The 26,244-nt window shown below is 72.1% G+C and carries 25 protein-coding genes; 18 read left to right on the top strand and 7 right to left on the bottom strand.

The genetic code is table 11. The features are described from left to right. Nucleotides 1-53: 53 nt before the first annotated feature. Nucleotides 54-2,270, top strand: coding sequence for an esterase-like activity of phytase family protein (locus tag ASD18_RS00420; RefSeq protein ID WP_056085696.1), 2,217 nt, complete (start codon nucleotides 54-56; stop codon nucleotides 2,268-2,270). A gap of 239 nt (nucleotides 2,271-2,509) precedes the next feature. Then, a complete protein-coding gene (locus tag ASD18_RS00415) occupies nucleotides 2,510-3,430 on the top strand; it encodes a PfkB family carbohydrate kinase (protein WP_056085695.1) in 921 nt (306 codons plus the stop codon). A gap of 2 nt (nucleotides 3,431-3,432) precedes the next feature. Here ASD18_RS00415 and ASD18_RS00410 read toward each other — a convergent pair whose 3' ends face one another. From ASD18_RS00410 to ASD18_RS00400, 3 genes are all read right to left on the bottom strand, one after another. Beyond that, a complete protein-coding gene (locus ASD18_RS00410; protein ID WP_056085694.1) occupies nucleotides 3,433-5,514 on the bottom strand; it encodes a PhoX family phosphatase in 2,082 nt (693 codons plus the stop codon). 117 nt (nucleotides 5,515-5,631) lie between these two features. After that, nucleotides 5,632-6,222, bottom strand: coding sequence for a pentapeptide repeat-containing protein (locus ASD18_RS00405; protein ID WP_056085693.1), 591 nt, complete (start codon nucleotides 6,220-6,222; stop codon nucleotides 5,632-5,634). Between the two features lies 1 nt (nucleotide 6,223). After that, nucleotides 6,224-6,895, bottom strand: coding sequence for a response regulator transcription factor (locus ASD18_RS00400; protein ID WP_056091254.1), 672 nt, complete (start codon nucleotides 6,893-6,895; stop codon nucleotides 6,224-6,226). 112 nt (nucleotides 6,896-7,007) lie between these two features. On the opposite strand from ASD18_RS00400, the gene ASD18_RS00395 reads away from it, so the two are divergent. The 4 genes from ASD18_RS00395 (at nucleotide 7,008) to ASD18_RS00380 (ending at nucleotide 10,252) form a co-directional block, all read left to right on the top strand. Then, complete coding sequence (locus tag ASD18_RS00395; protein ID WP_056085692.1) at nucleotides 7,008-8,180, top strand: sensor histidine kinase; 1,173 nt, start codon at nucleotides 7,008-7,010, stop codon at nucleotides 8,178-8,180. A gap of 206 nt (nucleotides 8,181-8,386) precedes the next feature. Then, the gene (locus ASD18_RS00390) at nucleotides 8,387-8,800 is read left to right on the top strand and encodes a hypothetical protein (protein WP_056085691.1); all 414 of its coding nucleotides are present in this window, start codon (nucleotides 8,387-8,389) and stop codon (nucleotides 8,798-8,800) included. Nucleotides 8,801-8,822: 22 nt separating this feature from the next. Further along, nucleotides 8,823-9,413, top strand: coding sequence for a S24/S26 family peptidase (locus ASD18_RS00385; protein WP_056085690.1), 591 nt, complete (start codon nucleotides 8,823-8,825; stop codon nucleotides 9,411-9,413). Next, a complete protein-coding gene (locus ASD18_RS00380) occupies nucleotides 9,410-10,252 on the top strand; it encodes a hypothetical protein (protein WP_056085689.1) in 843 nt (280 codons plus the stop codon). The genes ASD18_RS00385 and ASD18_RS00380 overlap by 4 nt, the downstream gene beginning before the upstream one ends. A 4-nt stretch (nucleotides 10,253-10,256) precedes the next feature. Here the strand turns inward: ASD18_RS00380 and ASD18_RS00375 are convergent, their stop codons facing one another. Further along, nucleotides 10,257-11,054, bottom strand: coding sequence for an SGNH/GDSL hydrolase family protein (locus ASD18_RS00375; protein ID WP_056085688.1), 798 nt, complete (start codon nucleotides 11,052-11,054; stop codon nucleotides 10,257-10,259). Nucleotides 11,055-11,238: 184 nt separating this feature from the next. Here ASD18_RS00375 and ASD18_RS00370 point away from each other — a divergent pair, with 184 nt between their 5' ends. Continuing rightward, nucleotides 11,239-11,643, top strand: coding sequence for a hypothetical protein (locus ASD18_RS00370; RefSeq protein WP_056085687.1), 405 nt, complete (start codon nucleotides 11,239-11,241; stop codon nucleotides 11,641-11,643). A 6-nt stretch (nucleotides 11,644-11,649) separates the two neighbouring features. On the opposite strand, the gene ASD18_RS00365 is transcribed toward ASD18_RS00370, so the two are convergent. Then, on the bottom strand, nucleotides 11,650-12,327 hold the full coding sequence (locus tag ASD18_RS00365; RefSeq protein WP_056091252.1) for a uracil-DNA glycosylase: 678 nt from the start codon (nucleotides 12,325-12,327) through the stop codon (nucleotides 11,650-11,652). Nucleotides 12,328-12,490: 163 nt separating this feature from the next. Here ASD18_RS00365 and ASD18_RS00360 point away from each other — a divergent pair, with 163 nt between their 5' ends. From ASD18_RS00360 to ASD18_RS00350, 3 genes are all read left to right on the top strand, one after another. Next, nucleotides 12,491-12,796, top strand: coding sequence for a DUF3263 domain-containing protein (locus ASD18_RS00360; protein ID WP_056085686.1), 306 nt, complete (start codon nucleotides 12,491-12,493; stop codon nucleotides 12,794-12,796). A gap of 106 nt (nucleotides 12,797-12,902) precedes the next feature. After that, nucleotides 12,903-13,493 carry a LytR C-terminal domain-containing protein gene (locus ASD18_RS00355; RefSeq protein WP_056085685.1) on the top strand — a complete coding sequence of 197 codons (591 nt, stop codon included), beginning with the start codon at nucleotides 12,903-12,905 and terminating at the stop codon, nucleotides 13,491-13,493. A gap of 115 nt (nucleotides 13,494-13,608) precedes the next feature. Further along, a complete protein-coding gene (locus ASD18_RS00350; RefSeq protein ID WP_056085684.1) occupies nucleotides 13,609-13,812 on the top strand; it encodes a cold-shock protein in 204 nt (67 codons plus the stop codon). A gap of 51 nt (nucleotides 13,813-13,863) precedes the next feature. Here ASD18_RS00350 and ASD18_RS00345 read toward each other — a convergent pair whose 3' ends face one another. Continuing rightward, the gene (locus tag ASD18_RS00345; protein WP_200938411.1) at nucleotides 13,864-15,351 is read right to left on the bottom strand and encodes a glycoside hydrolase family 15; all 1,488 of its coding nucleotides are present in this window, start codon (nucleotides 15,349-15,351) and stop codon (nucleotides 13,864-13,866) included. Between the two features lie 232 nt (nucleotides 15,352-15,583). Here ASD18_RS00345 and groL point away from each other — a divergent pair, with 232 nt between their 5' ends. Both groL and ASD18_RS00335 read left to right on the top strand, forming a co-directional pair. Next, complete coding sequence (groL, locus tag ASD18_RS00340) at nucleotides 15,584-17,212, top strand: chaperonin GroEL (protein ID WP_056085683.1); 1,629 nt, start codon at nucleotides 15,584-15,586, stop codon at nucleotides 17,210-17,212. Nucleotides 17,213-17,411: 199 nt separating this feature from the next. Then, nucleotides 17,412-19,001 (top strand): OmpA family protein, encoded by a 1,590-nt coding sequence (locus ASD18_RS00335; RefSeq protein WP_056085682.1) that lies wholly within the window; start codon nucleotides 17,412-17,414, stop codon nucleotides 18,999-19,001. 3 nt (nucleotides 19,002-19,004) lie between these two features. On the opposite strand, the gene ASD18_RS00330 is transcribed toward ASD18_RS00335, so the two are convergent. Beyond that, nucleotides 19,005-20,231 carry a pyridoxal phosphate-dependent aminotransferase gene (locus ASD18_RS00330; RefSeq protein WP_056085681.1) on the bottom strand — a complete coding sequence of 409 codons (1,227 nt, stop codon included), beginning with the start codon at nucleotides 20,229-20,231 and terminating at the stop codon, nucleotides 19,005-19,007. A gap of 214 nt (nucleotides 20,232-20,445) precedes the next feature. On the opposite strand from ASD18_RS00330, the gene urtA reads away from it, so the two are divergent. The 6 genes from urtA to ASD18_RS00300 all read left to right on the top strand — a co-directional run bounded on the left by urtA (nucleotide 20,446) and on the right by ASD18_RS00300 (nucleotide 25,999). Continuing rightward, nucleotides 20,446-21,705, top strand: coding sequence for an urea ABC transporter substrate-binding protein (gene urtA, locus ASD18_RS00325; RefSeq protein WP_056085680.1), 1,260 nt, complete (start codon nucleotides 20,446-20,448; stop codon nucleotides 21,703-21,705). Nucleotides 21,706-21,787: 82 nt separating this feature from the next. After that, a complete protein-coding gene (gene urtB / locus ASD18_RS00320) occupies nucleotides 21,788-22,672 on the top strand; it encodes an urea ABC transporter permease subunit UrtB (RefSeq protein WP_056085679.1) in 885 nt (294 codons plus the stop codon). Then, complete coding sequence (gene urtC / locus ASD18_RS00315; protein ID WP_056085678.1) at nucleotides 22,669-23,757, top strand: urea ABC transporter permease subunit UrtC; 1,089 nt, start codon at nucleotides 22,669-22,671, stop codon at nucleotides 23,755-23,757. The genes urtB and urtC overlap by 4 nt, the downstream gene beginning before the upstream one ends. Then, nucleotides 23,754-24,587 carry an urea ABC transporter ATP-binding protein UrtD gene (gene urtD, locus ASD18_RS00310; protein ID WP_082573397.1) on the top strand — a complete coding sequence of 278 codons (834 nt, stop codon included), beginning with the start codon at nucleotides 23,754-23,756 and terminating at the stop codon, nucleotides 24,585-24,587. Before urtC ends, urtD begins: the two co-directional genes overlap by 4 nt. After that, nucleotides 24,580-25,275, top strand: a complete 696-nt coding sequence (urtE, locus tag ASD18_RS00305) for an urea ABC transporter ATP-binding subunit UrtE (RefSeq protein WP_056085677.1) — start codon at nucleotides 24,580-24,582, stop codon at nucleotides 25,273-25,275. Before urtD ends, urtE begins: the two co-directional genes overlap by 8 nt. Before the next feature lie 40 nt (nucleotides 25,276-25,315). Further along, on the top strand, nucleotides 25,316-25,999 hold the full coding sequence (locus tag ASD18_RS00300; protein WP_056085676.1) for a GntR family transcriptional regulator: 684 nt from the start codon (nucleotides 25,316-25,318) through the stop codon (nucleotides 25,997-25,999). Nucleotides 26,000-26,244 lie beyond the last annotated feature (245 nt).

The following is a 26,244-nucleotide window of genomic DNA, read 5'->3' as shown; positions in this document are numbered from 1 at the left end:
GGAACTTTCCGGAATGTCTGGTGCCGGTCGTCTGCGAGGAGTTCGCTGGATGCATGAGACGCACCGCAGCACTCTCTGTCCTCGCGGCGGCCGTGACCGCCGCCCTCCTTGCCCCGACGCCGGCGATCGCCGGTGACCGCGGTGGTGACCAGCACGGCCGGCACACCGTCGTCCAGCCCACCCTCGTCGCTCGCGCGACCCTCTCCGCCGACTTCCTCGCGCCGGGACCCCCGTCGGGAGCTCTGGCCACCCCGGCCAACGGTCGGCAGGGTCCGTTCGCCGGCCAGGTGATCCCCGGGTTCTCCGGCATGGTGGACGCGGGGGACGGCACGTTCTGGGCGCTGCCGGACAACGGGTTCGGGACCAAGGCCAACTCGGCGGACTTCCTCCTGCGGATCTACCACGTGACGCCGCAGTGGACGAGCGGGCAGATCGAGGTCGGCGAGTTCCTCTCGCTGCGCGACCCCGACCACAAGGTCGACTTCCCGATCGTCAACGACGCCACCCCCGACCGCCTGCTCACCGGCGCGGACTTCGACGTCGAGTCCGTGGTCCGCGCGAAGGACGGCAGCTTCTGGATCGGCGAGGAGTTCGGTCCGTTCCTGCTGCACGTCGACGCGACCGGGAAGCTCCTGGCCGCCCCCGTGCCGTTCGTCGGCGGCAAGTCGCCGCAGAACCCGTACCTGCAGGCGGGCGAGACGCCGAACGTCCGGGCCAGCCGCGGGTTCGAGGCGCTGGCCGGCTCGCGCGACGGTCGGTTCCTGTACCCGATCACCGAGGGCACGTTCGTCGACGACGCGCAGCAGCGCCGCCGGACGATCTACGAGTTCGACACGACCACCGGCGCATACACGGGCCGGACGTGGGCGTACCAGACGCACCAGGACGCGAACGTCATCGGGGATGCGTTCCTCACCGGCAAGCGCGAGCTCCTGGTCATCGAGCGCGACGACTTCCAGGGCGCCGCGGCGGTGATGAAGCGGGTCTACCGGATCGACCTCGACCGGACCGACGCCGACGGCTACGTGCGCAAGACGCTGGTGCTCGACGCCCTGAAGATCGCCAACCCGGACCACCTGGGCGCCGGCGACGGGTACGGCACGGACGACCCGTTCTCGCTGCCGGTGCAGTCGTTCGAGACCGTGGTGCAGCTGCGCGACGGCCGGCTGCTCCTCGCCAACGACAACAACTACCCCGGCAACGCGGCCCGGATCGCGGGCACCCCGGACGACACGGAGCTGGCCCTCGTCGATCTCCGGCAGGTGCGCGCGCCGAAGGCCGGGGACGTCACGGTGGTCGGTCACCGCGGTGCCAGCGGCTACCGCCCGGAGCACACGCTCGCGTCGTACGAGCTCGCGATCCAGCAGTGCGCGGACTACATCGAGCCCGACCTGGTCTCGACGAAGGACGGCGTGCTCGTCGCCCGGCACGAGAACGAGATCAGCGGGACCACCGACGTCTCCGCCCGCGCCGAGTTCGCCGACCGCCGGGCGACCAGGACGATCGACGGGCGCAGCGTCACCGGCTGGTTCACGGAGGACTTCACGCTCGCCGAGCTGAAGACCCTGCGGGCCAAGGAGCGGCTCCCCGCGGTGCGGCCCGCCAACACCGCGTTCGACGGGCTCTACGAGGTCCCGACGCTCGACGAGGTGCTCGACCTCGGCCGGCACTCGGTCAGCTGCGACGGGCAGGCGGTCGGGGTGTACCCCGAGACCAAGCACCCGACGTACTTCGACTCGATCGGGCTGTCGCTCGAGGAGCCGCTGCTCGCCCAGCTCACCGCCGCCGGGCTGAACGAGAAGCGGTCGCCGGTGATCATCCAGAGCTTCGAGACCGGCAACCTGCGCGAGCTCGACCGGCTGACGAAGGTTCGGCTGGCCCAGCTGGTCGACTGCTCGGGTGCGCCGTACGACCTGGTCGCCGCCGGTGACCCACGCACCTACGCGGACCTCGTGACGCGCACGGGCCTGCGGGAGATCGCCACCTACGCCGACGGTGTGGGCCTGTGCAAGGACAGGATGATCCCGCGGAACCCGGACGCGACCCTCGGGACGCCCACGTCGGTCATCCGGGACGCCCACAAGGTCGGGCTGGAGGTCCACGGCTGGACGTTCCGCCGGGAGAACCAGTTCCTGCCGGCCGAGTTCCGCAGCAGCGCGGACCCGAACGCCGTCGGTGACCTGGCCGGGGAGATCCGCGTGTTCGTCAGGGCCGGGATGGACGGGCTGTTCAGCGACAACCCCGACATCGCGGCGGCCACCGTGGGCTGACGCCCGGCGCGCGAGGGCCGGCTCCCGGAGACGTTCTCCGGGGGCCGGCCCTCGTCGCGCTGCCCCCAACGGGTGAATTCGGCGTGCGCACCAAACGTTCGTCTCCGGGAAATCTGACGGAAACGACACGTGTGTCACTCTCGAGAGCGAGCGTCCCGAGGCCCCGGTTCGAGCTTGGCTCCCGGGCCTCGGGGTGCCCCGCGAGACCCCACCCCCGATGCCGGTGAACTGAGGAAGCGATGAACCCACGACACGACGTCCTGGTGATCGGCGAGGCCCTGATCGACGTGCACGACGACGGCATGACCATCCGTGAGCGCGTCGGCGGCAGCGCCGGCAACATCGCCGTGGGGCTGGCCCGGCTCGGCCGGGACACCCTGCTGCACACCGCGATCGGGCGCGACGAGCGCGGCGACGACATCACCGCGTACCTGACGGCGTCGGGCGTCGGCCTCTCCGACTCGTCCGTGACCCAGGGGAGCTCGTCCGTGGCCCGCGCTGTGCTCCGCGTCGACGGCTCGGCGCGGCACGACTTCCGGATCCACTGGGCGCCCGCGGCGGACGCCGGCGACTCGACGGCACGCTGCGTGCACGCGGGCTCGGTCGCGGCCTACCTCGAGCCGGGCGCCGGGACCGTGCTGGACCTCGTGACCCACGCGTACGGCCGGTCGCTGATCACGTTCGACCCGAAGATCGAGCCCGCCCTCGTGGGCGCACGGGAGGACGCCCGGCGGCGCACGCTCCAGTTCGTCGAGCTGGCCGGCATCGTCAAGGCGAGTGAGAGCGATCTCATGTTCCTCTACCCGGACGACGACCCGGTCGACGTCCTGCGCGACTGGATCGGCCGCGGGCCCGACCTGGCCGTGCTGACCCGGGGTCCGCGCGGCGCCTCGGCCGTCACGGCACGCGGTGTCGTCGATGTGCCGGGCATCTCCGTGCTCTACGCCGAGGCCGGTGTGGGCGGGGGCGACGCCTTCATGTCGACGCTCATCGACAGCGCGCTGACCCTCGACGCCGACTCGAGCATGCGCTGGCTCCGCTCCGGGGCGCCGGTGGTGGAGCAGGTGCTGGAGCGCTCGGTGCAGGCCGCCGCGCTGACGGTCGCCCGCCTCGGTGCGGTTCCCCCCACCGCGGACGAGCTCGCGTCAGCCGGCGCCTGACCTCAGGCCTTCCAGACCTGCACGACGCTGGGCCGCGGCCCGCCCCACCGGCCGCCGGCCAGCGAGCCCGGCGCCACGTAGTCGGGGAAGAACGAGCGCTGCTGGGCCCAGGTCCCGTTCTCGCCGGGGTGCTGGACGGCCACGTAGACCATGTCGTCCGCGTCGCGCACCACCGGTCCGCAGGTCTCGGCCTCGGCCGGGACCGAGAGGAACTGCTGGACGCGGCCGCGCTGCGGGCCCTCGAGCGGCACCTTGAACAGGCCGTCGCCGTACCCGATGACGCCGGGTGCCCCGTCGGTGGCGAGCCACATGTTCCCGGCCGAGTCGAAGGTGACGTTGTCCGGGCAGGAGATGGGCGAGACCTGGTCGGCGGGGAACCCGGCGAAGTAGGTCGAGGTGTTCGTCGCGGGGTCGCCGCAGAGCAGGAGGATGCTCCAGCCGAAGCTGGTGGCGGCGGCGTCGTTGCCCGCCTCGGTGATCTCGATGACGTGGCCGTCGCGGTTGTTGGTCCGGGGGTTCGGCTCGACCGCGCCCTCCTTGCCGACCTTCCCGCGGTCGGTGTTGTTGGTGCACACGACGTAGACGCGGCCGGACGTCGGGTGGGGCTCGACGTCCTCGCAGCGGTCCATCTTCGTGGCGCCGGCGGCGTCCGCGGCGAGCCGGGTGTTGACGAGGACCTGCTCGGTGCTGAACCCGGGCACGTGGCTGACCCCGTCGACGACCAGCGGGATCCACTCGCCCGTACCGTCGAACGCCCCGTCCGACGGGAGCGCGCCGGTGCCGGTGATCTCCGCGGCGGGGGAGTCGCCGGTGAACCGGGCGACGTACAGGCTGCCGGCGGTCAGCAGCGTCTTGTTGTGCCGCCGGCTCCGCTGGCTCGCCCCGGGCTTGTAGCGGTCCGTGGAGACGAACTTGTACAGGTAGTCGAACCGCTCGTCGTCGCCCATGTACGCCACCGCGCGGCCGGTGCGGCCGATGACCACGTTGGCACCCTCGTGCTTGAAGCGGCCGAGCGCGGTGTGCTTGACCGGCGGGCTGTAGGGGTCCTGCGGGTCGACCTCGACGATGTACCCGAACCGGTTGGGCTCGTTCTCGTAGCCCGGGTTCCGTGCGTCGAACCGCGGGTCGACCGACTCCCAGCCGCGCGTCGTCGCCCTGTCGGCGAGGCCGTAGCGCAGGTCGGCCGCGCTGGTGCCGGCCGTGCGGAAGTAGCCGTTGAAGTTCTCCTCGCCGGACAGCACGGTGCCCCACGGCGTGGTCCCGCCCGCGCAGTTGCCGAGGGTTCCCCGCGCGGTCGTCCCGGTCGGGTCCTCGACCGTGCGGAGCAGCGCCGAGCCGGCGGCCGGACCGCTGAACGTGAACGGGGTGTTCCCGGTGATCCGACGGTTGAGCGGTGCACCGACGGCGTACGTCCACGGCTTGCGCTTGCGCGCGCGGTACAGCTGGACGATCGCCATGCCGTGGGCGGCGATCGCGATGCGTCGCTGCTCGTCGAGCTCCTCGGGCGTCGTCGCCGGGGGGAACATGATGTTCTCGTTCGTGTACTCCTGGTTGGCCACGAGGATCGCGCTGTAGCCGTGCGACCCCTCGATGATGTCCAGGTAGTCGTTGTTGTAGCCGAACTGCCGCTCCTGCCGCTGCGCGGTCTGGGCGTTCGGGTCGAACGTGTCACGCGCGGAGAACAGCGGGTCGCCCCAGCGGATGATCGGCGACCACCGGTAGCCCTCCGGCACGACGAACGAGTCGACGGCTGCGGGCACCGGGGCGATCGGCGTGAAGGCCAGCCGCGGGCTCGGGCGTCCCCACGCGGCCGCGGGCTGGGCGTCCCCGAGCGCCGAGCCGACGACGATCGCACCGCCGGCGGCGACCGCACCCCACAGCACGGACCGCCGCGTCATGCTCGCGCTGGCGATGTCCCGGAAGTACTCGTTCTCGCTGGTGTTCGGCACCGGGTGGAAGCAGGCGTCGGCGCACTTGAGGTGGCAGGTCACCGGGGAACGCTTGCCCGCGGTGTGCCCGGCCATGGGCAGCAGGAGTCGTCGGGGGATCCCGCGGCCGGTCTCCTGGTCGTCGGTCGTGGTCATCGAGGGAACCCTCCGTCGCCGTGCACAGTGGTGCTCCCACCGTGCCGGTCGGGCGGATGCGGCAGAACGGACACCGGGTGACGACGCGGTGAACGTCTCGGGAACGAGCCCGCGCCGTCACTCCACCCGCAGGTCCAGCCCCATCGCCTCGACGATCGTGACGGCCTGCGGGAGCGTGATGATCGCGCGGTCCAGCGTGACGGTGGCGGGGTCGATCCCCGTCAGGTCGCTCCCGCGCAGGTCGCACCCGGTCAGGTCGGCCCGGTGCAGCCACGCGCCGGCCAGGTCGCAGTCGCGCAGCGTGCCGCCCACCGCGCGGACCCCGGTGAGGTCGGCCTCGCGCAGGCGCACCCCCGTGAACGTCGCCGAGCGCAGGTCCGCGCCCGGGAGGCCGACGAAGGACCAGTTGCCGCCCTCGACCTTGGCGATGTCCCAGGAGCAGCCGTCGAACTTCGAGCCGATCAGCTTGCACCGCTCGAACCGCACGTCGAAGAAGTTCGAACGGTGGAAGGTGCAGTTCACGAACGCGGCGTCGGTGTGCACGGAGGCGTTGAGCTTGGCGTTCCGGAACACGCAGTCCTCGAACACGGCGCCGACGCCGAAGGCCTCGGTGAGGTCCAGGTCCAGGAACTCGACGTCCCGGAACTCCTGGCCGGACAGGTCGCGGGCGTACCAGTCCTCGCCTCGGATCACGGTGGTCGCGGCCATCTCAGAGGGCCGGGCCGGTCTCCTCGAGCAGCCGCAGCGCCGCGCTCACCCGCGGGTTGCGTTGCGGGTCGGCGTCGATGCCGAGCGTCGCGTACATCCCGTTGACATGGTTCTGTACAGACTTCTCGGTGATCCCCAGGCGGTCCCCGATGCCGGCGTTCGAGAGGCCCGCCGCCAGCAGGCGGAGCACCTCGTACTGCCGGTCGGTGAGCCGAGCGACGGCGGAGCCTGCCCGCGGGGTCATGCGCGCGATCAGCGAGGGATCGAGCACCGTCTCGCCGCGCGCCGCGGCCCGCACCGCGTTGACCAGCACCTCCTCGCTCGTCGACGAGGTCTTCGACAGGTAGCCCCAGCCGGCCGCGACGTCGGCGGGCAGGTCCAGGAGGAGGTCCATCGCGTCGTGCGCGGACAGGAGCAGGATGCCCAGCGTCGGCATCCGACGGCGCAGCGTGACGCCCAGCGAGATGCCGTTGCCGTCGGGCAGGTCGATGTCGAGGACCACGCAGTCGACGAGGCCCGGCCGCAGGATGCGCGCGGCCTCGGTCGCGGTGCCCAGGGCGGCGACCACATGCAGGCCGGGCGTGCCGGACAGCGTGTGCTCGAGCATCGACCGGAAGAGCGGCTGGTCCTCGACGACGGCGATGCGCAGGGGGTTGGTGCTGGGAACACTCATCGCCGCCAGTATCGTCTGCCGCTGGGTTCGACGCGCGACCACGCGCCGGGCGACCATGAACATCACACGCTCACGAGAGCGTGCCGACGACGGCGAACGGAGCGACAGCCCCATGACGACGTCGTCGAGCGACTCAGCTGCGGCCATCGCGACCCGACGGGGAGACAGCCGCAGGGACCAGATCACGCTGCTGCGCGGCACCGCGATCATCGCGCTCGGCTACGGCGTCGGCGCGGCCCTGCAGTCGGCGTACGTCTACGCGGAGTACGTCCCGGAGTGGGCGTACGTCTCGGTCTGGGCGCGTCTGGCCGCGAACTCCACCGCGGTGATCGTGCTGGTGCTGGTGCTCGCCGCCGTCCAGGCGCACCGCGCCACCCGCGTGTGGTGGATGGTCGCGTTCGTCACGCTCGCGGCCGCCCTGGCAGCCGCCGCCCGGTTCATCGTCCAGGTGGCGCTCGGGGTCCACTCCGACGTGGCCGACCCTGCGCGGGACGCGGAGGTCCTCAGCGGCTTCATCCTGGGGGCGATCTCCGGGGGGATCGGGATGTGGGCCATGGCCACGCGCCGGTCCGCCCGGATCCGCACCCGGTCCGCCACCCGGAACGCGGTGCACGTCGAGGTGGCGATCAAGGCGCTCGAGCAGGAGGAGATCCGCGTCCGGCGGGCGGTTGCCGAGGGCCTGCACGGCACGCTCCAGTCCAAGCTCGTGCTCGTCGATGCCCGCCTCGCGGACGTCATCTCGCGGGGGACGAACCACGGTCTGGACGTCGACGACATCGACTCACTGGCCTGGGTGCGCTCCGAGCTCGACGAGGCGCGCGAGACCGACGTGCGCGAGATGAGCCGGCTGCTCTACCCCGACCGGCTCGAGCTCGGGCTCGTTCCGGCCCTGCGGGCTCTGCTCGGCCGCATCCCCGCCAGCATCGCGACCCGCCTGACGGTGAGCGACGCGGTCCGGGCGCTCGACGACCCCACCGCATCCGCCCTGACGGTCAGCGAGCGGCTGCTCGCGGTCCGGGTGGTCGAGGAGGCGCTGACGAACGCGCTCAAGCACGGGCCGGCGTCGTCCCTCGCCGTCGAGCTGGACGTCACCGACGGAGTGCTGCACGTGAGCGTCGAGAACGACGGGGAGCTGTACGACCCGACCGTCGCCGGGACGCCGTCGGGGACCGCGCGCCTCGGGACGCGCCTGACGCTCGTCGGCGGTCGCCTGGCCCTCTCGCCCGGCTCGGAGAAGGGTGCTCGCCTCCAGGCCTGGCTCCCTCTGGGGGCCGGCGGCCAGTAGGACGTGTGTCCAGCTTGGGAGGTCCGTCGCAAACGCCCAGGGTGAAAGAAACGGGCATCCCGGGCCCCCCAGGTGCTGCCACCCAGACTTGGACGGGTGACCATGTCGATGACACCTACGTTCGCGGACGACCGCCTCTCTGGCGAGTCTCCGTGTGGGTCTCGGTGAGGTGCCGATGCCCGGCACCTAACCCTCAGGAGATCACCATGGCTTCCACCAAGTCCTCGAAGTCCCGCAAGGGCATCGCCGTCGCGCTCGCCGTCCTCGGTGTCGCCGGCCTCTCGCTCGCCTCCGCGTCGCAGCTCACGCTGACGGGCACCCCCCAGCTCCAGGCCGGGGTCAAGGACGTGGCGGGCTGCCAGACGACGTCCATCGCCGTCGCGTTCACCACCCCCGTCATCACGTCGGGCGACTACAAGTCGGCGTCGCTCACCCTGACCAGCTTCGACGCGGCGTGCACCACGGCCCTCGCGAAGTACAAGGTCGCGCTGCTCGACTCGACCGGCACCATCGTCCAGGAGACGACCGCCGCGAACGTCACCACCGGTGTCGCGACGATCGCGCTCACCACGGCCACGCCCGCCAACATCAGCAAGGTCGCCGTCACGATCTTCAGCTGATCGTGCCGCCGAGCACCTCGTCGTGACCGAGACCGACACGCCCGCCGCACCCGACGCCCTCGCGCGTCGGGTGTGGCGCGCTGCGGTCTCGGTCGCGTTCTGGGTGGGCATCGCCGCCGTCGCGTGGCTGCTCTGGCCGACGAGCCTCGGCGGTTGCACCACCTTGACCATCGTGTCGGGGCACTCGATGGAGCCGACGTACTACACCGGTGATCTCGTCGTCGCGCGCTGCGGCGCACCCGCGGTCGGCGACATCGTGGTCTACCAGCCGCCGGAGCTGGGCGGCGGTCGCATCATCCACCGGCTCGTGGCCGGCGACGGCGAGGCCGGCTGGCAGGCGCAGGGCGACAACAACAGCTGGATCGACCCGTTCACGCCCACCGACGCCGACGTCCTGGGCATCGCCGAGCTGCACGTCCCGAAGCTGGGCATGTTCGCCAGGGTCTTCGCGACCCCCTACGTCTGGCTCTCCCTGATCGTCATCGCCCTGGCGATCCTCGTGTGGCCCCGCAACGACGACGAGACCGACACCGATGAGTTCGTCGACACCGACGAGCCCGTCACCGCACCGGAGGGCGTCCCCGTGGCCGCCGTCGTGGGGGAGCAGCCGTGAGCCGCCGGCTGCCGCGGATCCGCCGCCGCCACGCGCTCGTCGCCGTCGTCGGGGCACTGCTGCTCGCCCTCGTCGGCGGCTCGCTCGCGCAGGCCTCGGCCCTGACCCTCACCGCACGCCTCAAGCCCTTCACGACCAGCCAGAGCCGCTGCACCTCGCAGACGGTGGCGGTCACCAACCCGGCCACCTCGGGCACCACGTCGAGCGTCGTGCTGAGCAACGTCGACACCGTCGGCTGCTCCGGCAGGGCGCTCGTCGTCACCGTGTACGACCCCACCGTCACCACCTGGCCCGCCGCGCGCCGGCTGGAGGCGACGGGCACAGTGACCACCGCCACGGCCACCCTGACGGCTGCGACCGGCAGCTTCACGCCCGCTGCCGGGCTCAAGGTGCACGTGACGATCGGCGGCTGGCAGGTCCCCGCGACCTGGACGTACACGCCCCCGGCGGGCCCGGTGAACGTGTGCCAGGTCCGGAACGCCAACGGCACCGTGGACGCCACGAAGCCGTGCAGCGTCGTCGGCGCGGCGTCGTCGAACTACTGGGGCACCAACGGGTCGGGCCAGGGCAACTTCGACATCGACTTCAGCGCGCCGGGCATCTCCAACTCGCAGTACGTGTCGTTCACGGTGACGATCCCGGGGGCGCCCGCCTGGTGGACCTGGTCGACCTCGGGGCTCACGTCGGCCAACAACGGTGCCCAGGTGACGTCGAGCTGCTCGGCCCTGCCGCAGCTCAGCGGTCGGCTGGCGGCCAACATCGGTGCGACGCCCGGCCTGTACGCCGCGTTCGTGGAGAACCGCGCCGGCCAGTCCGGGATCGTCTGCCAGATCCCCTGAGCGGTCAGTCCAGCGGTGACAGCTCCGGCCGCTTCGGCACACGCTCGTCGCCCGACGACCTGCCGCGCAGCCGACGGGTCGCCCAGGGGTAGACGTGCTCGCGCACCCAGGCGGCGTCCTCGCGGGCCTTCTGCATCCGCGGGGTCGGCGGCAGCGGCGTGAGCGGGTCGTCCCATGCGGGGTCGTCGGGCGTCAGCCCGAGCCCCACCAGGGCGCCCTGCGCCACGCGCGCGTGCCCGTCGGTGGTCAGGTGGATCCGGTCCTCGGCCCACATGCGCCAGTCGCGCAGCGACCGCATGCCCCACAGGTCCACCACGTAGGCACCATGCCGGCGCGCCATCGACCAGATCAGGGCGTTGTAGATGCCGACGCGGCTGCGCGTCGCCTTCACCAGCGGGCTGTCGGCGGCGTCGACTCCCGTGCCGAGCAGCACGTCGACCCCCGCCTCGCGGAGCCGGACGACGCCCGCCTCGAGGTTGCGGGCCAGCCGGTCGATGTCGGCCGTGGGCCGCAGGATGTCGTTGCCACCGCCGACGAGGCTCACCAGGTCCGGCTTCAGCGCGAGCGCCGCGGGCACCTGCTCGACCAGGATCGGGCGCAGCAGCCGGCCGCGGATGGCGAGGTTCGCGTACTCCAGGGGTGACTCGCCCGCTGCGGCGCGCCGCTCCGACAGGTGCGAGGCCAGCAGGTCCGCCCATCCGCGCTGCGGAGCCTCGGGGCCGTCGGGGGAGTCCCACAGCCCCTCGGTGAACGAGTCACCGATCGCCACGTACCGGGACCAGGGCGGGTTCTGGTTGCTCACCGGGACATTGTGCCCGCGTCCGCGGACTCCTCAACTCCCGGACGGACCGGTCGATGGGCCGGGTGAGGACCAGGTCCCGGCCTCGGGGCCCGGCGCGTCACGACGGCACCGCCGTGACGCCGGCGACGAGCAGGATGCTGGCGACGCCTCCACGCGCACGACCGCGCCCACGGAGGGGAGCGTCATGACGTCGACCCGAAGGCGTGTCGGCCCGTCGCCCGAGCGGCTGTTCTGGGCGGGATCACTGGTTGCGCTCGCCGTCGCGAGCATGGTCGCGTCCGCACGCTTCGCCGACCAGGCCGCGGCCGGAACCGGCGCCTCGCGGTGCGACACCTCGGCGGTGACCTGGGGATACGAGGTCGAGATCAGCCCGAGGACCGGCTCCTACTCGCTCGCCGGGGCCCGCTTCGACCGGGTGCCTGCGGAGTGCGCGGGCGCGGAGGCGGTGATCCTGTACCGCGACGCCGACCAGGTGCAGCACCGGTCGCGAGTGGTCCTCGTGGCGGGCCTGGTGGATCAGCTGGACCCGGGCGTCTGGACCGCGTACTCCTTGACCGCCGCGTCCTGGGGGATCGTCGACGACCTGTGAGGGCCGTCAGGTCAGCGACCAGTCGACCGGCTGCGCACCCTGCGCCACGAGCAGCGCGTTCACCCGGGAGAACGGGCGGGACCCGAAGAACCCGCGGCTGGCCGACAGCGGGCTGGGGTGCACGCTCTCGACCGTCGGCACCGACCCGAGGGCGGGCTTGAGCGACTGCGCGTCCCGGCCCCAGAGCACCGCGACGAGGGGGCCGCCGCGCTCGACGAGGGCCGCGATCGCCCGGTCGGTCACCGCCTCCCACCCGTGGCGCCGGTGCGACGCGGGCGCCCCCGGACGCACCGTGAGCACCCTGTTGAGCAGCATCACGCCCTGGTCGGCCCACGGGGAGAGGTCTCCGCTGGTCGGGGGTGCCACGCCGACGTCCGCGACCAGCTCGGTGAAGATGTTGGTCAGCGACCGCGGCAGGGGCCGGACATCGGGTTGCACCGAGAACGACAGACCCATCGGGTGGCCAGGCGTCGGATAGGGGTCCTGGCCGACGACGAGCACGCGGACCTCCGCGAGCGGCCGCCGGAACGCCCGCAGCACGGCGTCGCCGGCCGGCAGGTAGCCGCGTCCGGCGGCGACCTCGTCGCGCAGGAACTGCCCCGCCGCACGGAGCTGCGGCTCGACGGGGGCGAGGGCGACGGCCCAGTCGGGGGCGACGAGCTGGTCCAGCGGCGCGGCGGTCACGCCCGCGAGGTTACCGATCCGGCGCAGGGCGGACGACTCGCGCGGCACACGGGCGACGACGCGCCGACGGGAATGACACGTGTGTCATTACGGTCGTACGATGACGGCTGTCGGTCAGCATCCTCGGGTGCGGGCCGAGCCCCGCGAGAGCACAGGAGGACGCATGGACGCCGCGACGATCACCGTCGGTCACATCCCGGCACCCAGCACCCCGCGCCCGGACGGGCTCTCCGAGCGCGACGAGCAGGTCCTCGCGTTCGAGCGGCAGTGGTGGAAGTACGCGGGCGCCAAGGAGTCGGCCATCCGCGAGCTGTTCGACATGTCGGCCACGCGGTACTACCAGGTTCTCAACGCCCTGATCGACGACCCGGCGGCCCTCGCGCACGACCCGATGCTCATCAAGCGCCTGCGCCGCATGCGGTCCTCGCGCCAGCGGGCCCGCACCGCCCGCCGCCTCGGCGACGCCTGATCCACCCGTCTTTGCGTGCCGGCGTCCCCGTCGCTGCACGTGACACGGCCCACGTCCTGCCCCAGGTGGACCCGTCCCCATGGCCTGAGCCGTTAGCCTGTCCGCCGTGAGCAAGGCGGAGTACTCCTATCCCGAGGACGAGTTCGACGTCCCGTCGAACCCTGACGTCCCCCGAGGCGTGCATCGCGCCCCCCGCTCGGCGTGGAGCAGGTGGTGGCCGTTCCTGGTCGTCCTCGTCCTCACGCCGGTGCTCGCCTTCGCCGTGGTGAACTTCATGGCGCGCGACGGCAACCTCCCGACCCTCCCGGGCACCTCGACGTCCCCGGAGGCGCAGGAGACCCCCTCCGACACCGCGACCGAGGGCGAGCCGCCCACGGACACGGAGACGGAGCCGGTGGAGGAGCCGGTCGCGCCGACCCCCGTGATGGACACGCCGATCGTGGTGCTCAACGCCGCCAGCATCGGCGGCCTCGCCGCGGCGCAGGCCGAGAAGCTCACGACCGCCGGGTTCACCGCCGTCACCACCGGCAACACCGAGCCGACCACCGACGACTCCGTCGTGTACTACGCCACCGAGGACCAGGTGGCCACCGCCCAGCTCGTCGCCGACACCCTCGGCCTGAGCGCCCCGACGCTCTCCGCGGCGGACGCCGGGACCGGCATCTCCGTCGTGCTCGTCACCGACCCGGACGCCTGAGCCGTCCGCTCGGACGGCACCGAGACGACCCTGGTCGGCGCGGGAGCGCGGCCACTAGGCTCACGCGCACCGGGCGCCGGCGGAGCGTCCGGCACCGGACGTCAAGGAGCACGGCATGGCCCAGGGCATCGTGAAGTGGTTCAACGCGGAGAAGGGGTACGGCTTCATCACCCCGACAGGGGGAGGCCAGGACCTCTTCGTGCATTTCAGCGCGATCCAGTCGGACGGCTACCGGTCCCTCGAGGAGGGCCAGGACGTCGAGTTCGAGGTCGGGCAGGGCACCAAGGGCCCGCAGGCCGAGCAGGTCCGCGGTCTCTGACCCCGACGTGGACGGGCCGCGCTCCTCACGGGTGTGCGGCCCGTCGGCGTGTCACCCCTCGAGGGTGTCGAGCGCCAGCAGCACGCAGGCCGCGCTCCAGCCCAGGGGAGCGACCGCCGCGGGGGAGCCGTCGGCCAGCACCTTCTCGGGCAGCGATCCCGAGGGGGTGCGGTGGGTGTCCAGGAACGAGAGCCAGCCGTCGGCCAGGTCGGTGTGGCCGCTCTCCGCGGCCACCCACGCGTAGAGCGACGTCTGCGGCGTCCAGGAGACGCCGTCGTCGCGCCAGCCGGCTCCGGGCGCCAGGCCGTTGGCGGGGCGGACCATGGCCACGGCCGACGCCCGCCACGCCTCGTCGGCACCCGGGACCGCGGTGGTGAGGAAGGGCGGCAGCAGGAAGGCGCTGGCGGCGTCCGCGTGCCCGCCGTCCGCGTACCGCGCGAACCCGGTCGGGCCGAACGCGCGGATCACTGCCACCTTGGAGCGGATCGCGGCGTCGAAGGCGGACCCGGCCAGCGCGTCGTCGCCCGTCAGGGGCAGGAGGGTCGACGCCTGCTGCAGGCCGGCGACGAGCGGCGCGACCGTGCCGAGCGTGAGGGCGTCCTCGGGCACCTCCCAGTAGTCCGGTGACGCGGGCGGGAGACCGTCGCGCCCGACGAGCTCGATCGCGTGCCGGGTGGAGCGGACGATCAACGGCCGGAGCTCCTCGGCGGCCGCGGTGCGCTCGGCGGGATCGGCGATCTCCGCGAGGACCAGGCCGGCGGCCCACAGCGCCCACCCGGTGCCGTCCGTCTGCACGCCGCGGTCGTCGGGCGGCCCCGAGCCGTCGGGCAGGTACCGCGCCTGGAAGGAGCCGTCCGCGGACTGCACCCGGTCGAGGAAGCAGAGGATCTCGAGGGCGTCGTCGACGTGGCCGGTCCGGGCCAGCGCCACGGCCACGAACGAGGCGTCGCGCGGCCACACGTACCGCCACTTCTCCGACCAGGCCGCGACGGCCGCACCGTCCGGGAGCATGAGCGCGTGCAGGTCCAGCAGGGCGGCGCGAGCCATGTCCTCGTACGGCCCGCCGACGCCGGGGACGGTGCCGGAGGCGAGCCAGGCGCGCTGGCGGCCGGCGACCGAGGCGGCGGCGCGCGCGGTGGCACCGTGCCCGGCAGGGGCCGCTCCGGTGACCGCGCGAGCGAGGGTCGACGCCGCAGGGTCGACGACGTGGGTGCCGGCCAGGAACGTCGCGTCGGTGCCGGGCGCCAGGGGCACCCGGAGGCCGCCCGGGAGCGTGGTGAGGCCCTCGTGGTAGAGCGGGATCGACGCGTACTCCGGGGCGGGCGGGGCGGCGGCCGGCGGGGCCGGGGTCTCGGCGGCGCGCGCTCCGGCCGGCGCCGTGGCGACGATGGCGGTGGTGGCCGCGACCACGAACGCCACGGCGAGGGCGCCCCCCGTGCGCCGGCGGCGGTCCGCGTGCCGGGCACGACGCAGGGGCGCGACGACCGCGCCCGCGGTACGCCGACCGCCGGTGTCGACGTCCTCGTCGTGATCCTGCACACGCGCACGATAGCCCTGACGCGGCTCCTGGGGTGCCGCTCTGAGTGAACGCTGCTTGCACTCTCGGGGGTCGAGTGCTAACCATTGGACTTAGCACTCTCCGGTGGAGAGTGACAGAATCACCACGGCCGTCCGGTGAGGGCCGTCGCACGCGGGACAAGACCGCGGGTGACGTGCCCGTCCGTCGCGGGCACCCTCGGCCGACCCGAACCCAGTGAAGGATCACAGCCCCATGGCCAAGATCATTGCCTTCAACGAGGAGGCCCGCCGCGGCATCGAGCGGGGACTCAACATCCTCGCCGACACCGTCAAGGTCACCCTCGGCCCGAAGGGCCGCAACGTCGTCCTGGACAAGAAGTGGGGCGCCCCCACGATCACCAACGACGGCGTCTCCATCGCCAAGGAGATCGACCTCGAGGACCCCTTCGAGAAGATCGGTGCGGAGCTCGTCAAGGAGGTCGCCAAGAAGACGGACGACGTCGCGGGCGACGGCACCACCACCGCCACCGTGCTCGCCCAGGCGCTCGTGCGCGAGGGCCTGCGCAACGTCGCGGCCGGCGCCAACCCGATCGCGCTGAAGAAGGGCATCGAGAAGGCCGTCGAGGCCGTCACCGCTGCCCTGCTCGCGCAGGCGAAGGACGTCGAGACCAAGGAGGAGATCGCCGCCACGGCCGCCATCTCCGCCGGCGACCAGGCGATCGGCGACCTCATCGCCGAGGCGCTCGACAAGGTCGGCAAGGAAGGCGTCATCACCGTCGAGGAGTCCAGCGCGCTGGGCCTCGAGCTCGAGCTCACCGAGGGCATGCGCTTCGACAAGGGCTTCCTGTCGGCGTACTTCGTGACCGACCCGGAGCGCCAGGAGGCCGTCCTCGAGGACGCCTACGTGCTGCTCGTCGAGTCGAAGATCTCGAACGTCAAGGACCTGCTGCCGCTGCTGGAGAAGGTCATCCAGGCCGGCAAGCCGCTGTTCATCGTCGCCGAGGACGTCGAGGGCGAGGCCCTGGCCACGCTCGTCGTCAACAAGATCCGTGGCCTGTTCAAGTCGGTCGCCGTCAAGGCCCCCGGCTTCGGCGACCGCCGCAAGGCGATGCTGCAGGACATGGCCATCCTCACCGGTGGCCAGGTCGTCTCCGAGACCGTCGGTCTCAAGCTCGACACGGTGGGCCTCGAGGTCCTCGGTACGGCGCGCAAGATCGTCGTCACCAAGGACGAGACCACCATCGTCGAGGGCTCCGGCGACGCCGCCCAGATCCAGGGCCGCGTTTCGCAGATCCGTGCCGAGATCGAGAACTCGGACTCGGACTACGACCGCGAGAAGCTGCAGGAGCGCCTCGCCAAGCTCGCCGGTGGCGTCGCCGTCATCAAGGCGGGCGCGGCCACCGAGGTCGAGCTCAAGGAGCGCAAGCACCGCATCGAGGACGCCGTGCGCAACGCCAAGGCGGCCGTCGAGGAGGGCATCGTCGCCGGTGGTGGCGTGGCGCTCATCCAGGCCGGCAAGACCGCGTTCGAGGGCCTCAAGCTCGAGGGCGACGAGGCGACCGGTGCGCAGATCGTGAAGCTCGCGATCGAGGCCCCGCTCAAGCAGATCGCGATCAACGCCGGTCTCGAGGGTGGCGTCGTCGTCGAGAAGGTGCGCAACCTCCCCGTGGGTCACGGCCTCAACGCCGCGACCAACACGTACGAGGACCTGCTCGCCGCGGGCGTCAACGACCCGGTGAAGGTCACGCGCTCCGCGCTGCAGAACGCGGCGTCCATCGCCGCGCTGTTCCTCACCACCGAGGCCGTCGTGGCCGACAAGCCGGAGCGCAACAACGCGCCCTCCGGTGGCGGCGGTGGCGAGGACTTCGGCGGCGGGTTCTGATCCGCAGCTGAACCGCTGAGCACCATCTAGCACGGCCGAACGGGCCGGTCACCTCCGGGTGGCCGGCCCGTTCTGCTGCCCCGCGGTCGTCGGCCCAGGTGTGTCACAGGGGTGACGGTGGCGTCACGCCGATGCCCGACATGGCACCATCTGCACGTGCGCGACCGAATCGGCGCGCGTGTATCGGAGGAGTGTCACAGTGCCCCAGCCCACCCGGGCGACGGTCCGTATCGCGCTGCCCGTCGTGCTCGCGGTGCTCGCGTGCGTCGCGTGCAGCCCCGACGAGCCGCCGACGCCGGCGGACTCCCGGACCCCGAGCGCGAGCCCGAGCGCGATGACCGCCGGCACGGACCCGGTGACGGCGGAGGTCGTGCTCAAGGGCGACCGGGTGACGCTCGAGGTCGGTCCGGTCGTGGTCACCGACGACATCGGCATGCTGCGGATCGCCGGCCCCAAGGACGCGTCGCTGCAGACCGGGCTCTGGGACGTGTTCGTGTCCCTGAGCCCGGGCGCGAACGGCGTGCGGCTCGTCGACCTGACCGAGGGGACCGTCTCGCTGCCCGCGCGCACCGAGAGCGACGCCGTGTTCGCCTCGTGGGTGATGTCCGTGGGCGGCCCCGCGACGGACACCGCGGCCCAGGCGGCGGGCGAGCAGACCGAGGTGCTGTACGTGGCGTTCGCCGCGCCGAGCACGTCGACGGTCGACGTGCTCCTGCCCGGCGGCGGGGGCCTCGTCGAGGGCGTGCCCGTGGCCGACGCGGGGGACGCCGGGGTGCTCACGATCCCGACCTCCGAGATCCGCGAGGACCCCGTGGCGACGGCACCCGTGGTGCGGCTCGACTCCTACACCGAGCAGGTCGGCGGCCAGGTGCGCACCCGCACCACGTCGCAGACGGTCACGGTGGCCATCGGCTCGGACGTGCTCTTCGGAGTCGACTCCGCGGACCTCGGAGCGCAGGCCGACGCCGCGCTGACGGCGGCCGCGCAGCAGGTCCGTGCATACGAGGGTGGGGCGCTCGCGGTCGTCGGGCACACCGACGACGTCGCGGACGACGCGTACAACCAGGGCCTCTCGGAGCGTCGTGCGCAGGCCGTCGCCACACGTCTCGGGGAGCTCGCCGACCTGGCGGGGTTCGACGTGTCCGTGCAGGGCCGTGGGGAGAGCGAGCCGACGGCGACCGGGACCTCGGACGAGGCCCGGGCGGCCAACCGGCGCGTCGAGCTGGTGCTGACGACCGAGCAGGACGAGGTCGCGGAGGTGACCGAGCCCCCCGCCGGAGCGCTGCCGGAGACGACCGGACCCACGGCGGCCGGGCAGGGCGCCGTGACCATCGACTCGGGGAACAACGTGCCGGTCGACGTGCGGGTGCGGGAGGTCCGTCGCGTGGGCAGGTACCTCGTCGGGAGCCTGGAGGTCAGCAACACGGCCGGGGCGGCGAAGGCCGACGGCACCCTCTTCTCGACCGGTGCGTGGGACGCGCGAGGCTCGTTCGACGCGGGCCTGCAGCAGGCCGCCACGAACGTCACGCTGCTGCGCGGGGACCTGCGGCTCTACCCGGTCGACTACCTCACGGGCGAGGACCGCCGGGATCCGTTGGCCGACCGCGTCATCGACGGTCCCGAGCCGGGTAGCAGCATCCTGGTGACGGTGCTGTGGCCCGACCCGGGGACGGACACCGTCGTGGTGGACGCCCCGACGCGGTCGAAGCAGATCACGCAGTCCGCGGCCGTGGACATGGGCGTGCAGCCGTTCCGAATCACGGACGTCCCGGTCACCGAGGGTCGGTAGCGCTCACTGGCGGTAGCTGGCCAGGAAGTTGCCCATGCGTTCGATGGCCTCCTGCAGGACCCTGGCCTCCGGGAGCGTGACGATGCGCAGGTGGTCCGGGGTGGGCCAGTTGAAGCCCGTGCCCTGGACCAGCAGGATGTGCTCGCTGACCAGCAGGTCGTAGACGAGGCGGGCGTCGTCGCGGATCTCGTGGACGTCCGGGTCCAGGCGCGGGAACAGGTAGAGGGCGCCGTCGGGGCGGACGCAGTCGACGCCGGGGATGGAGGTCAGCCCGCGGTAGGCCACGTCGCGCTGCTCGTGCAGCCGGCCGCCGGGCGCGATGAGGGCGTCGATGCTCTGGATCCCGCCGAGGGCCGCCTGGACGGCGTGCTGCGCGGGGACGTTGGGGCACAGGCGGGTGGACGCGAGCAGGGTGATGCCCTCGAGGAACCCGGTGGCGTGCTCGCGGGGGCCGGTGACGACGAGCCAGCCGGAGCGGTAGCCGGCCACCCGATACGTCTTGGACAACCCGTTGAACGTCAGGCAGAGCAGGTCCGGGGCGACCGTGGCCATCGGGATGTGCTCGGCGCCGTCGAACAGGATGCGGTCGTAGATCTCGTCGGCGAGCAGCAGGAGGCTGTGCTCGCGGGCGATCGCGGCGATGCCCTCCAGCACGGTGCGTGAGTAGACCGCGCCGGTGGGGTTGTTCGGGTTGATGACGACGATCGCCTTGGTCCGCGGGGTGACCAGGGAGCGCAGGTGCTCCAGATCGGGCTCCCAGCCGGCGGACTCGTCGCAGCGGTAGTGCACGGGCACGCCGTCGGACAGCGAGGTCATCGCGGTCCAGAGGGGGTAGTCGGGGGAGGGGATGAGCACCTCGTCGCCCTCGTCGAGGAGTGCCTGCATGACCATGGTGATGAGCTCGGACACGCCGTTGCCCAGGTACACGTCGTCGACGTCGATCTCCGGGAAGCCGGGCTCGGTCTCGTACCGGGTGACCACCGCGCGGCGGGCGGACAGGATGCCGCGCGAGTCGGTGTACCCGTGCGCGTGCGGGATGGCCGCGATGACGTCGCGGACGATCTGGTGGGGTGCCTCGAAGCCGAACGCGGCGGGGTTGCCGGTGTTGAGCCGCAGGATCGTGTGGCCCTCGGCCTCGAGCCGGACGACCTCGTCCAGGGCGGACCCGCGGATCTCGTAGAGCACGTTCTTGAGCTTCGACGACTGGTCCAGCGGGCGCAGGTGCGGCATTCGTCGAGCGTATCGCCGCCTCGTGACTGAACCGGGACCGGTCCGAAACAGACCGTTTACGGGGGCTCGTCGCTGCCGGAAACACCCCGTCCCTAGGTTCGTCACCCATGGGCACAGGGATGTATACAGCGCGGGACACAGCGCGGTGTCGCGTACTGCCCGAGCCCGAGTCCGGATCTGCCCGTGAGCTCTTCCCCAGCGAAAGGCCCCTCCGTTGACCAGATCTCGCACGCGCGCACTCGCCTTCCCGGCGGCCGCTCTGGCCGTCGCCCTCGGCGTCGCCGGCTGTGGCGCCCGCACCTCCGACGACCCCGGCGCCGACAGCTCGGCGTCGTCGGCCTCGTGCGTCGACACGTCCGGCGACACCGTCAAGATCGGCTTCCTCAACTCGCTGTCCGGCACCATGGCCATCTCTGAGCAGACCGTCCGCGACTCCCTCGACCTGGCCGCCGAGGAGATCAACGCCGACGGCGGGGTCCTGGGCAAGCAGCTCGAGATCGTGGCGGAGGACGGCGCCTCGGAGCCGACCGTGTTCGCGGAGAAGGCCGAGAAGCTCATCTCGTCCGACTGCGTCTCCGCCGTGTTCGGCGGCTGGACGTCCTCGTCGCGCAAGGCCATGCTCCCCGTCTTCGAGGCCAAGGACTCGCTGCTGTTCTACCCGGTCCAGTACGAGGGCCTGGAGGCGTCGCCCAACATCTTCTACACGGGCGCGACGACCAACCAGCAGATCCTGCCCGGCATGGACTACCTCAAGGAGCAGGGCAAGTCGAAGATCTTCCTCGTCGGCTCCGACTACGTGTTCCCGCGCACGGCCAACAAGGAGATCATCGCGTGGGCCGGAGCCAACGACGTGGAGATCGTCGGTGAGGAGTACGCCCCGCTCGGGCACACCGACTTCGCGACGATCGTGAACAAGCTCAAGGGCTCGGGCGCCGACGCGGTGTTCAACACCCTCAACGGCGACTCCAACGTCGCGTTCTTCAAGGAGTACAAGAACGTCGGCCTCGCCGCGGACACGCTCCCGGTGGTCTCGGTGTCCATCGCCGAGGAGGAGGTCGGTGGCATCGGCATCGACAACATCGTCGGCCAGCTCACCGCGTGGAACTACTACCAGACGGTCGACAGCCCGGAGAACGCCACGTTCGTCGAGGCGTTCAAGGCCAAGTTCGGCGACGAGCGCGTGACGTCGGACCCGATGGAGGCGGCGTACACGTCGCTCTACCTCTGGAAGGGCATGGTCGAGAAGGCCGAGTCGTTCGACGTCGCGGACATCCAGGAGGCGGCCGGCGGCGTGACGTTCGACGCCCCCGAGGGCACGGTGACGGTGAACGGCGACAACCACCACATCGCCAAGACCGCGCTCATCGGCAAGATCGGCCCCGACGGGCTCATCTACACCGAGTGGTCGTCGGACGGCCCCATCGAGCCGGACCCGTTCCTCGAGGGCTACGACTGGGCCGAGGGCCTGTCCTGACCCACCCCTGACGCGGTGGCCCGGCGGCTCCTCTGTGACGCCGGGCCACCGCCCCCTCGCACGGACAGGAAGGCGGGTCCGGATGGATGCCCTCGTCTCACAGCTCTTCGCGGGCCTCAGTCTGGGGTCGGTGCTGCTGCTCGCGGCGCTCGGCCTGGCGCTGACGTTCGGTCAGATGGGCGTCATCAACATGGCGCACGGCGAGTTCATGATGGCCGGCGCGTACACGGCGTTCGTGGTGCAGAAGGTGATCGCCGACGCGGGGGTGTCCCTGCTGGTCTCGCTGGTCATCGGGTTCCTCGTCGGCGGCCTGCTCGGGCTGATCCTCGAGATCACGCTCATCTCGCGCATGTACACGCGCCCGCTGGACACGCTGCTCGTCACGTTCGGCGTCGCGCTGGTGCTCCAGCAGCTGGCGCGCGACGTGTTCGGCGCCCCCAACGTGGACGTCCGCGCGCCGGCCTGGCTGTCGGGGGCGGTGCCGATCCTCGGCGTCGGGATCCCACGGACGCGGCTGTTCATCCTGGCGCTCGCGATCGTCTGCGTGGTCGCCCTCGCGCTGCTGCTCAAGCTCAGCCCGCTCGGCCGGCGCATCCGGGCCACCGTGCAGAACCGCGACCTCGCCGAGACGTCGGGGATCTCGACGCGGGCCACCGACCGTCTGACCTTCTTCATCGGGTCCGGCGTGGCCGGCGTCGCGGGCGTGGCGCTCACCCTGCTCGGGTCGGTCGGTCCGACCGTGGGCACCAACTACATCGTCGACGCCTTCCTCGTGGTGGTGGTCGGCGGCATCGGCCAGCTCAAGGGTGCGGTGATCGCGGCGTTCGGCCTCGGACTCCTCTCGGCGGGCTTCGAGTACTCGACGACGGCCAGCCTGGCCAAGGTGCTCCTGTTCGTCGTGATCGTCGCGTTCCTGCAGGTCAGGCCGCAGGGGCTCGTCTCGGTGCGCACGCGGAGCCTCGCATGAGCCCCCGCGTCCGGGTCTGGGGCGGTCTCGTCCTCGCCGCGGTGGTGCTCTTCGGCGTCGCCCCGGCGCTGCTCTCCGACTTCCGGCTGAACCTGCTGGCCAAGTTCTGCTGCCTGGCCATGGTCGCGGTCGGCATCGGGCTGGCGTGGGGGCGCGGCGGGATGCTGGTGCTCGGGCAGGGCGTGTTCTTCGGCCTCGGCGGCTACCTCATGGCCATGCACCTCAAGCTGTCCGACGCCGGCCCCGGCGGGGTGCCCGACTTCATGCTCCTGTACGGCGACGGCACGGTGCCGGGCTGGTGGGAGCCGTTCCGGGACCCGGTCGTCACGATCCTCGCGATCCTGGTGCTGCCCGCCCTCGTGGCCACTCTGCTCGGCCTCGCGGTGTTCAAGCGGCGGGTCCGCGGCGCCTACTTCGCGATCCTGTCGCAGGCGCTCGCGGCGGCGTTCGCCATCCTGCTGATCGGCCAGCAGAAGGTCACCGGCGGCACGAACGGGCTGAACGGGTTCCAGTCGTTCTTCGGGTTCACGCTCTCCGACCCGGTGAACAAGCGGATGCTCTACTTCATCGCCGCGGGCGTGCTGCTCGCGATGGTGGCGATCGTGCGGCTGGTCATGAACTCCCGCTACGGCGAGCTGCTCGTGGCGGTGCGCGACCAGGAGAACCGCGTCCGGTTCCTCGGCTACGACCCTGCCCTGGTCAAGGTGGTCGCCTACGCGATCGCCGCCTGCTTCGCCGCGATCGGCGGGGCGCTGTTCACGCCCATCGTCGGGATCATCTCGCCCGCCGACGTCGGTGTGGTGCCCTCGATCGGGTTCCTGGTCGGCGTCGCGATCGGCGGGCGGGCGACCCTGCTCGGGCCGGTGCTCGGCGCGATCGGGGTGTCCTGGGCGGAGACCTCGCTGTCGGAGTCGTTCCCCTCGTTCTGGATCTACTTCCAGGGCGCGCTGTTCATCCTCGTCGTCGCGTTCCTGCCGAACGGGCTGGCGACGATCGGGCGGCTGTTCCGCCGCCGGGTGAAGGAGCCGGAACCCGTGCCTGACGCCGCGCCCGCCACCCTCGAGACCGCGGGGACGCCGACATGACCGACGAGACAGGATCGCTGGACCCCGAGGCGCTCGAGGCGGTCATCGCCGCCGACGAGTCCCGGTTCCGGCACGACTACCTCGAGATCCGCGACCTGCGCGTGGTGTTCGACGGGTTCGTCGCCGTGGCCGGTGTCGACCTCACCGTGACGCAGGGGGATCTGCGGTTCCTCATCGGCCCGAACGGGGCCGGCAAGACCACGATCGTCGACGCCATCACGGGGCTGGCGCCGGCGACCGGGTCGATCCGGTTCGGGGGTGTGGAGCTCGTCGGCAAGCCGTCGCACAAGGTCGCGCGCGCCGGGGTGGGCCGGACGTTCCAGACGGCCAGCGTGTTCGACGAGCTCACCGTGCTGCAGAACCTCGACATCGCGGCGGGGTCGTCGCGGAAGGCTCGGGTCATGCTGCGGCGACGGACGGGGATCCCCGAAGCCGTCGAGGCGGCGCTCGAGACCGTCGGGCTGACGCACCTGCGCGACCAGGCCGCCGGGGTGCTCGCGCACGGGCAGAAGCAGTGGCTGGAGATCGGGATGCTCCTGGTGCAGGACGCCCGGCTGCTGCTGCTCGACGAGCCCGTGGCGGGCATGAGCCAGGCGGAGCGCGAGGAGACCGGGCTGCTGCTCCAGCGGATCGGGGCGCAGCGCACGGTGGTCGTGGTCGAGCACGACATGGAGTTCCTGCGCAGCTTCGCCTCGTCGGTGACGGTGCTCCACCAGGGGGCGGTGCTCAGCGAGGGGACGGTGGCGCAGGTGCAGGCGGACCCGAAGGTGGTCGAGGTGTACCTGGGCCGCGGCGCGGGCGCACGAGGGACGGGGGCGACCGATGCTTGAGCTCACCGGGGTGCACGTGGGGTACGGGCGCACGTCCGTGGTGCACGGGGTCGACATCGCCGTGGCCGACGGCGGGGTGACCGCGATCATGGGCCACAACGGCGCCGGCAAGACGACCCTGCTCCGGGCGGCCGTCGGGCTCCTCCCGGTGCGCAGCGGCCGCGTCACGCTGTTCGGGGAGGACGTGTCGAGGCTGCGGCCGCACCAGCGCGTGCGCCGCGGGCTCGCGTACGTGCCGCAGGGCCAGCAGTCGTTCGGGCAGCTCACCGCGCGGGAGAACCTCCAGCTGGTCGCGGACGGTGCGGGGTCGGCGGGGGCCGCTCGCATGGACGACGCGCTCGACCTGTTCCCCGCGCTGCGCGACCTGCTCGGGCGGCGAGCGGGGCTCCTCTCCGGCGGCCAGCGGCAGCAGCTCGCCATCGCCCGCGCCCTGCTCACCGGCCCGCGCGTCCTGATCCTCGACGAGCCGACCGAGGGCATCCAGCCGTCCGTCGTCCAGGAGATCGAGGACGCCATCGGCACCCTGACCCGGACCGGCGGCCTGTCCGTGCTCCTGGTCGAGCAGCACGTCGGGTTCGCCCTGGCGGCGGCCGGTCAGTACTACGTGCTGGAGTCCGGCCGGGTGACCCGCTCGGGTGCGGGTGGGGCCGACCAGGAGGCCGACGTGCGGGCGGCGATGGCCCTGTGAGCGTCGGTGCGGTCCCGCTGGAGGTCTACGCTTCGTGACCATGAGCACGGAGGATCCCCGCTCCTTGCGGGACGTGGTCTATCAGCAGCTGCGCGACGAGATCCTCAACGGACGAGTCTCGCCGCGGGAGCGGCTGACGGAGCCCAAGCTCGGCAAGCAGTTCGACGTCTCGCGCACCCCGGTGCGGGAGGCGCTGTCGCGGCTGCTCTCCGACGGGCTCGTGGAGCGCACCGACTTCGGGTACGCCGTCGTCGTGCCCAGCCTGGAGGACCTGCGCAACCTGTACGAGCTGCGGATCACCCTCGAGCTGCGCGGGATCGCCCGGGCCATCGAGAACCCGCAGGTCCGGCACGACGAGGAGCTGCTGCGCACCGAGCGCGACAAGTGGGCCGAGCTGCGCGACGCCCCGCCCGAGCCGGACGCGAGCTTCGTGCTCTTCGACGAGGGGTTCCACCAGGTGCTCTCCCGGTCGTCGGGGAACACCCAGCTCACCGGAGCCCTGGTCACCGTGAACCAGAAGATCCGCGCGGTGCGCATGCACGACTTCGTGGAGCCTGACCGCATCACCGCCACCATCGACGAGCACCTCGAGATCCTGACCCTGGTGCTGGCGCGGGAGCTGCCGTCGGCCCTGACCGCCCTGCACAAGCACGTGGGGGAGTCGCTCGAGGTCGTCATGGAGCGCGCGACGAGGTCGATGACCCGGATGGCGCTCGCGGGCTGAGCGCTCGCCGCTGGTCGCCGGCGGAACGCAACGTCCGAGCATGTGGCTGCCGTGGCGCGCACTTCCTCGGACGTCCCGATCACCACCGCCGCGGCGTCCGAGCATGTGGTCGCCGTGGCGCGCACTTCCTCGGACGTCCGGCCCCAGCGACCTCGGGAGCACGCGTAACGCACCGTTTACCCGGGGGCGCGGGGCGGGAAACACGTTCTCCGTAGCGTGCCGGATACCGGGGTGTATACACCCCG

Origin of the sequence: Cellulomonas sp. Root137 (assembly GCF_001426725.1) — a bacterium.
Classification (GTDB): domain Bacteria; phylum Actinomycetota; class Actinomycetes; order Actinomycetales; family Cellulomonadaceae; genus Cellulomonas.
Note: the sequence above shows the minus strand (reverse complement) of the source record. Positions and strands in the feature narration are given on the sequence as shown.

What these genes read in the sequence shown, in the direction of transcription:
- ASD18_RS00415 (WP_056085695.1), top strand. Translation starts at nt 2,510, where the DNA reads ATGAACCCACGACACGACGTCCTGGTGATCGGCGAGGCCCTGATCGAC.
- ASD18_RS00350 (WP_056085684.1), top strand. Translation starts at nt 13,609, where the DNA reads ATGGCCCAGGGCATCGTGAAGTGGTTCAACGCGGAGAAGGGGTACGGC.
- ASD18_RS00300 (WP_056085676.1), top strand. Translation starts at nt 25,316, where the DNA reads ATGAGCACGGAGGATCCCCGCTCCTTGCGGGACGTGGTCTATCAGCAG.
- urtE (WP_056085677.1), top strand. Translation starts at nt 24,580, where the DNA reads ATGCTTGAGCTCACCGGGGTGCACGTGGGGTACGGGCGCACGTCCGTG.
- ASD18_RS00405 (WP_056085693.1), bottom strand. Translation starts at nt 6,222, where the DNA reads ATGGCCGCGACCACCGTGATCCGAGGCGAGGACTGGTACGCCCGCGAC.
- ASD18_RS00360 (WP_056085686.1), top strand. Translation starts at nt 12,491, where the DNA reads ATGGACGCCGCGACGATCACCGTCGGTCACATCCCGGCACCCAGCACC.
- ASD18_RS00420 (WP_056085696.1), top strand. Translation starts at nt 54, where the DNA reads ATGAGACGCACCGCAGCACTCTCTGTCCTCGCGGCGGCCGTGACCGCC.
- ASD18_RS00370 (WP_056085687.1), top strand. Translation starts at nt 11,239, where the DNA reads ATGACGTCGACCCGAAGGCGTGTCGGCCCGTCGCCCGAGCGGCTGTTC.
- urtD (WP_082573397.1), top strand. Translation starts at nt 23,754, where the DNA reads ATGACCGACGAGACAGGATCGCTGGACCCCGAGGCGCTCGAGGCGGTC.
- groL (WP_056085683.1), top strand. Translation starts at nt 15,584, where the DNA reads ATGGCCAAGATCATTGCCTTCAACGAGGAGGCCCGCCGCGGCATCGAG.
- urtC (WP_056085678.1), top strand. Translation starts at nt 22,669, where the DNA reads ATGAGCCCCCGCGTCCGGGTCTGGGGCGGTCTCGTCCTCGCCGCGGTG.
- ASD18_RS00395 (WP_056085692.1), top strand. Translation starts at nt 7,008, where the DNA reads ATGACGACGTCGTCGAGCGACTCAGCTGCGGCCATCGCGACCCGACGG.
- ASD18_RS00410 (WP_056085694.1), bottom strand. Translation starts at nt 5,514, where the DNA reads ATGACCACGACCGACGACCAGGAGACCGGCCGCGGGATCCCCCGACGA.
- ASD18_RS00390 (WP_056085691.1), top strand. Translation starts at nt 8,387, where the DNA reads ATGGCTTCCACCAAGTCCTCGAAGTCCCGCAAGGGCATCGCCGTCGCG.
- ASD18_RS00400 (WP_056091254.1), bottom strand. Translation starts at nt 6,895, where the DNA reads ATGAGTGTTCCCAGCACCAACCCCCTGCGCATCGCCGTCGTCGAGGAC.
- urtB (WP_056085679.1), top strand. Translation starts at nt 21,788, where the DNA reads ATGGATGCCCTCGTCTCACAGCTCTTCGCGGGCCTCAGTCTGGGGTCG.
- ASD18_RS00330 (WP_056085681.1), bottom strand. Translation starts at nt 20,231, where the DNA reads ATGCCGCACCTGCGCCCGCTGGACCAGTCGTCGAAGCTCAAGAACGTG.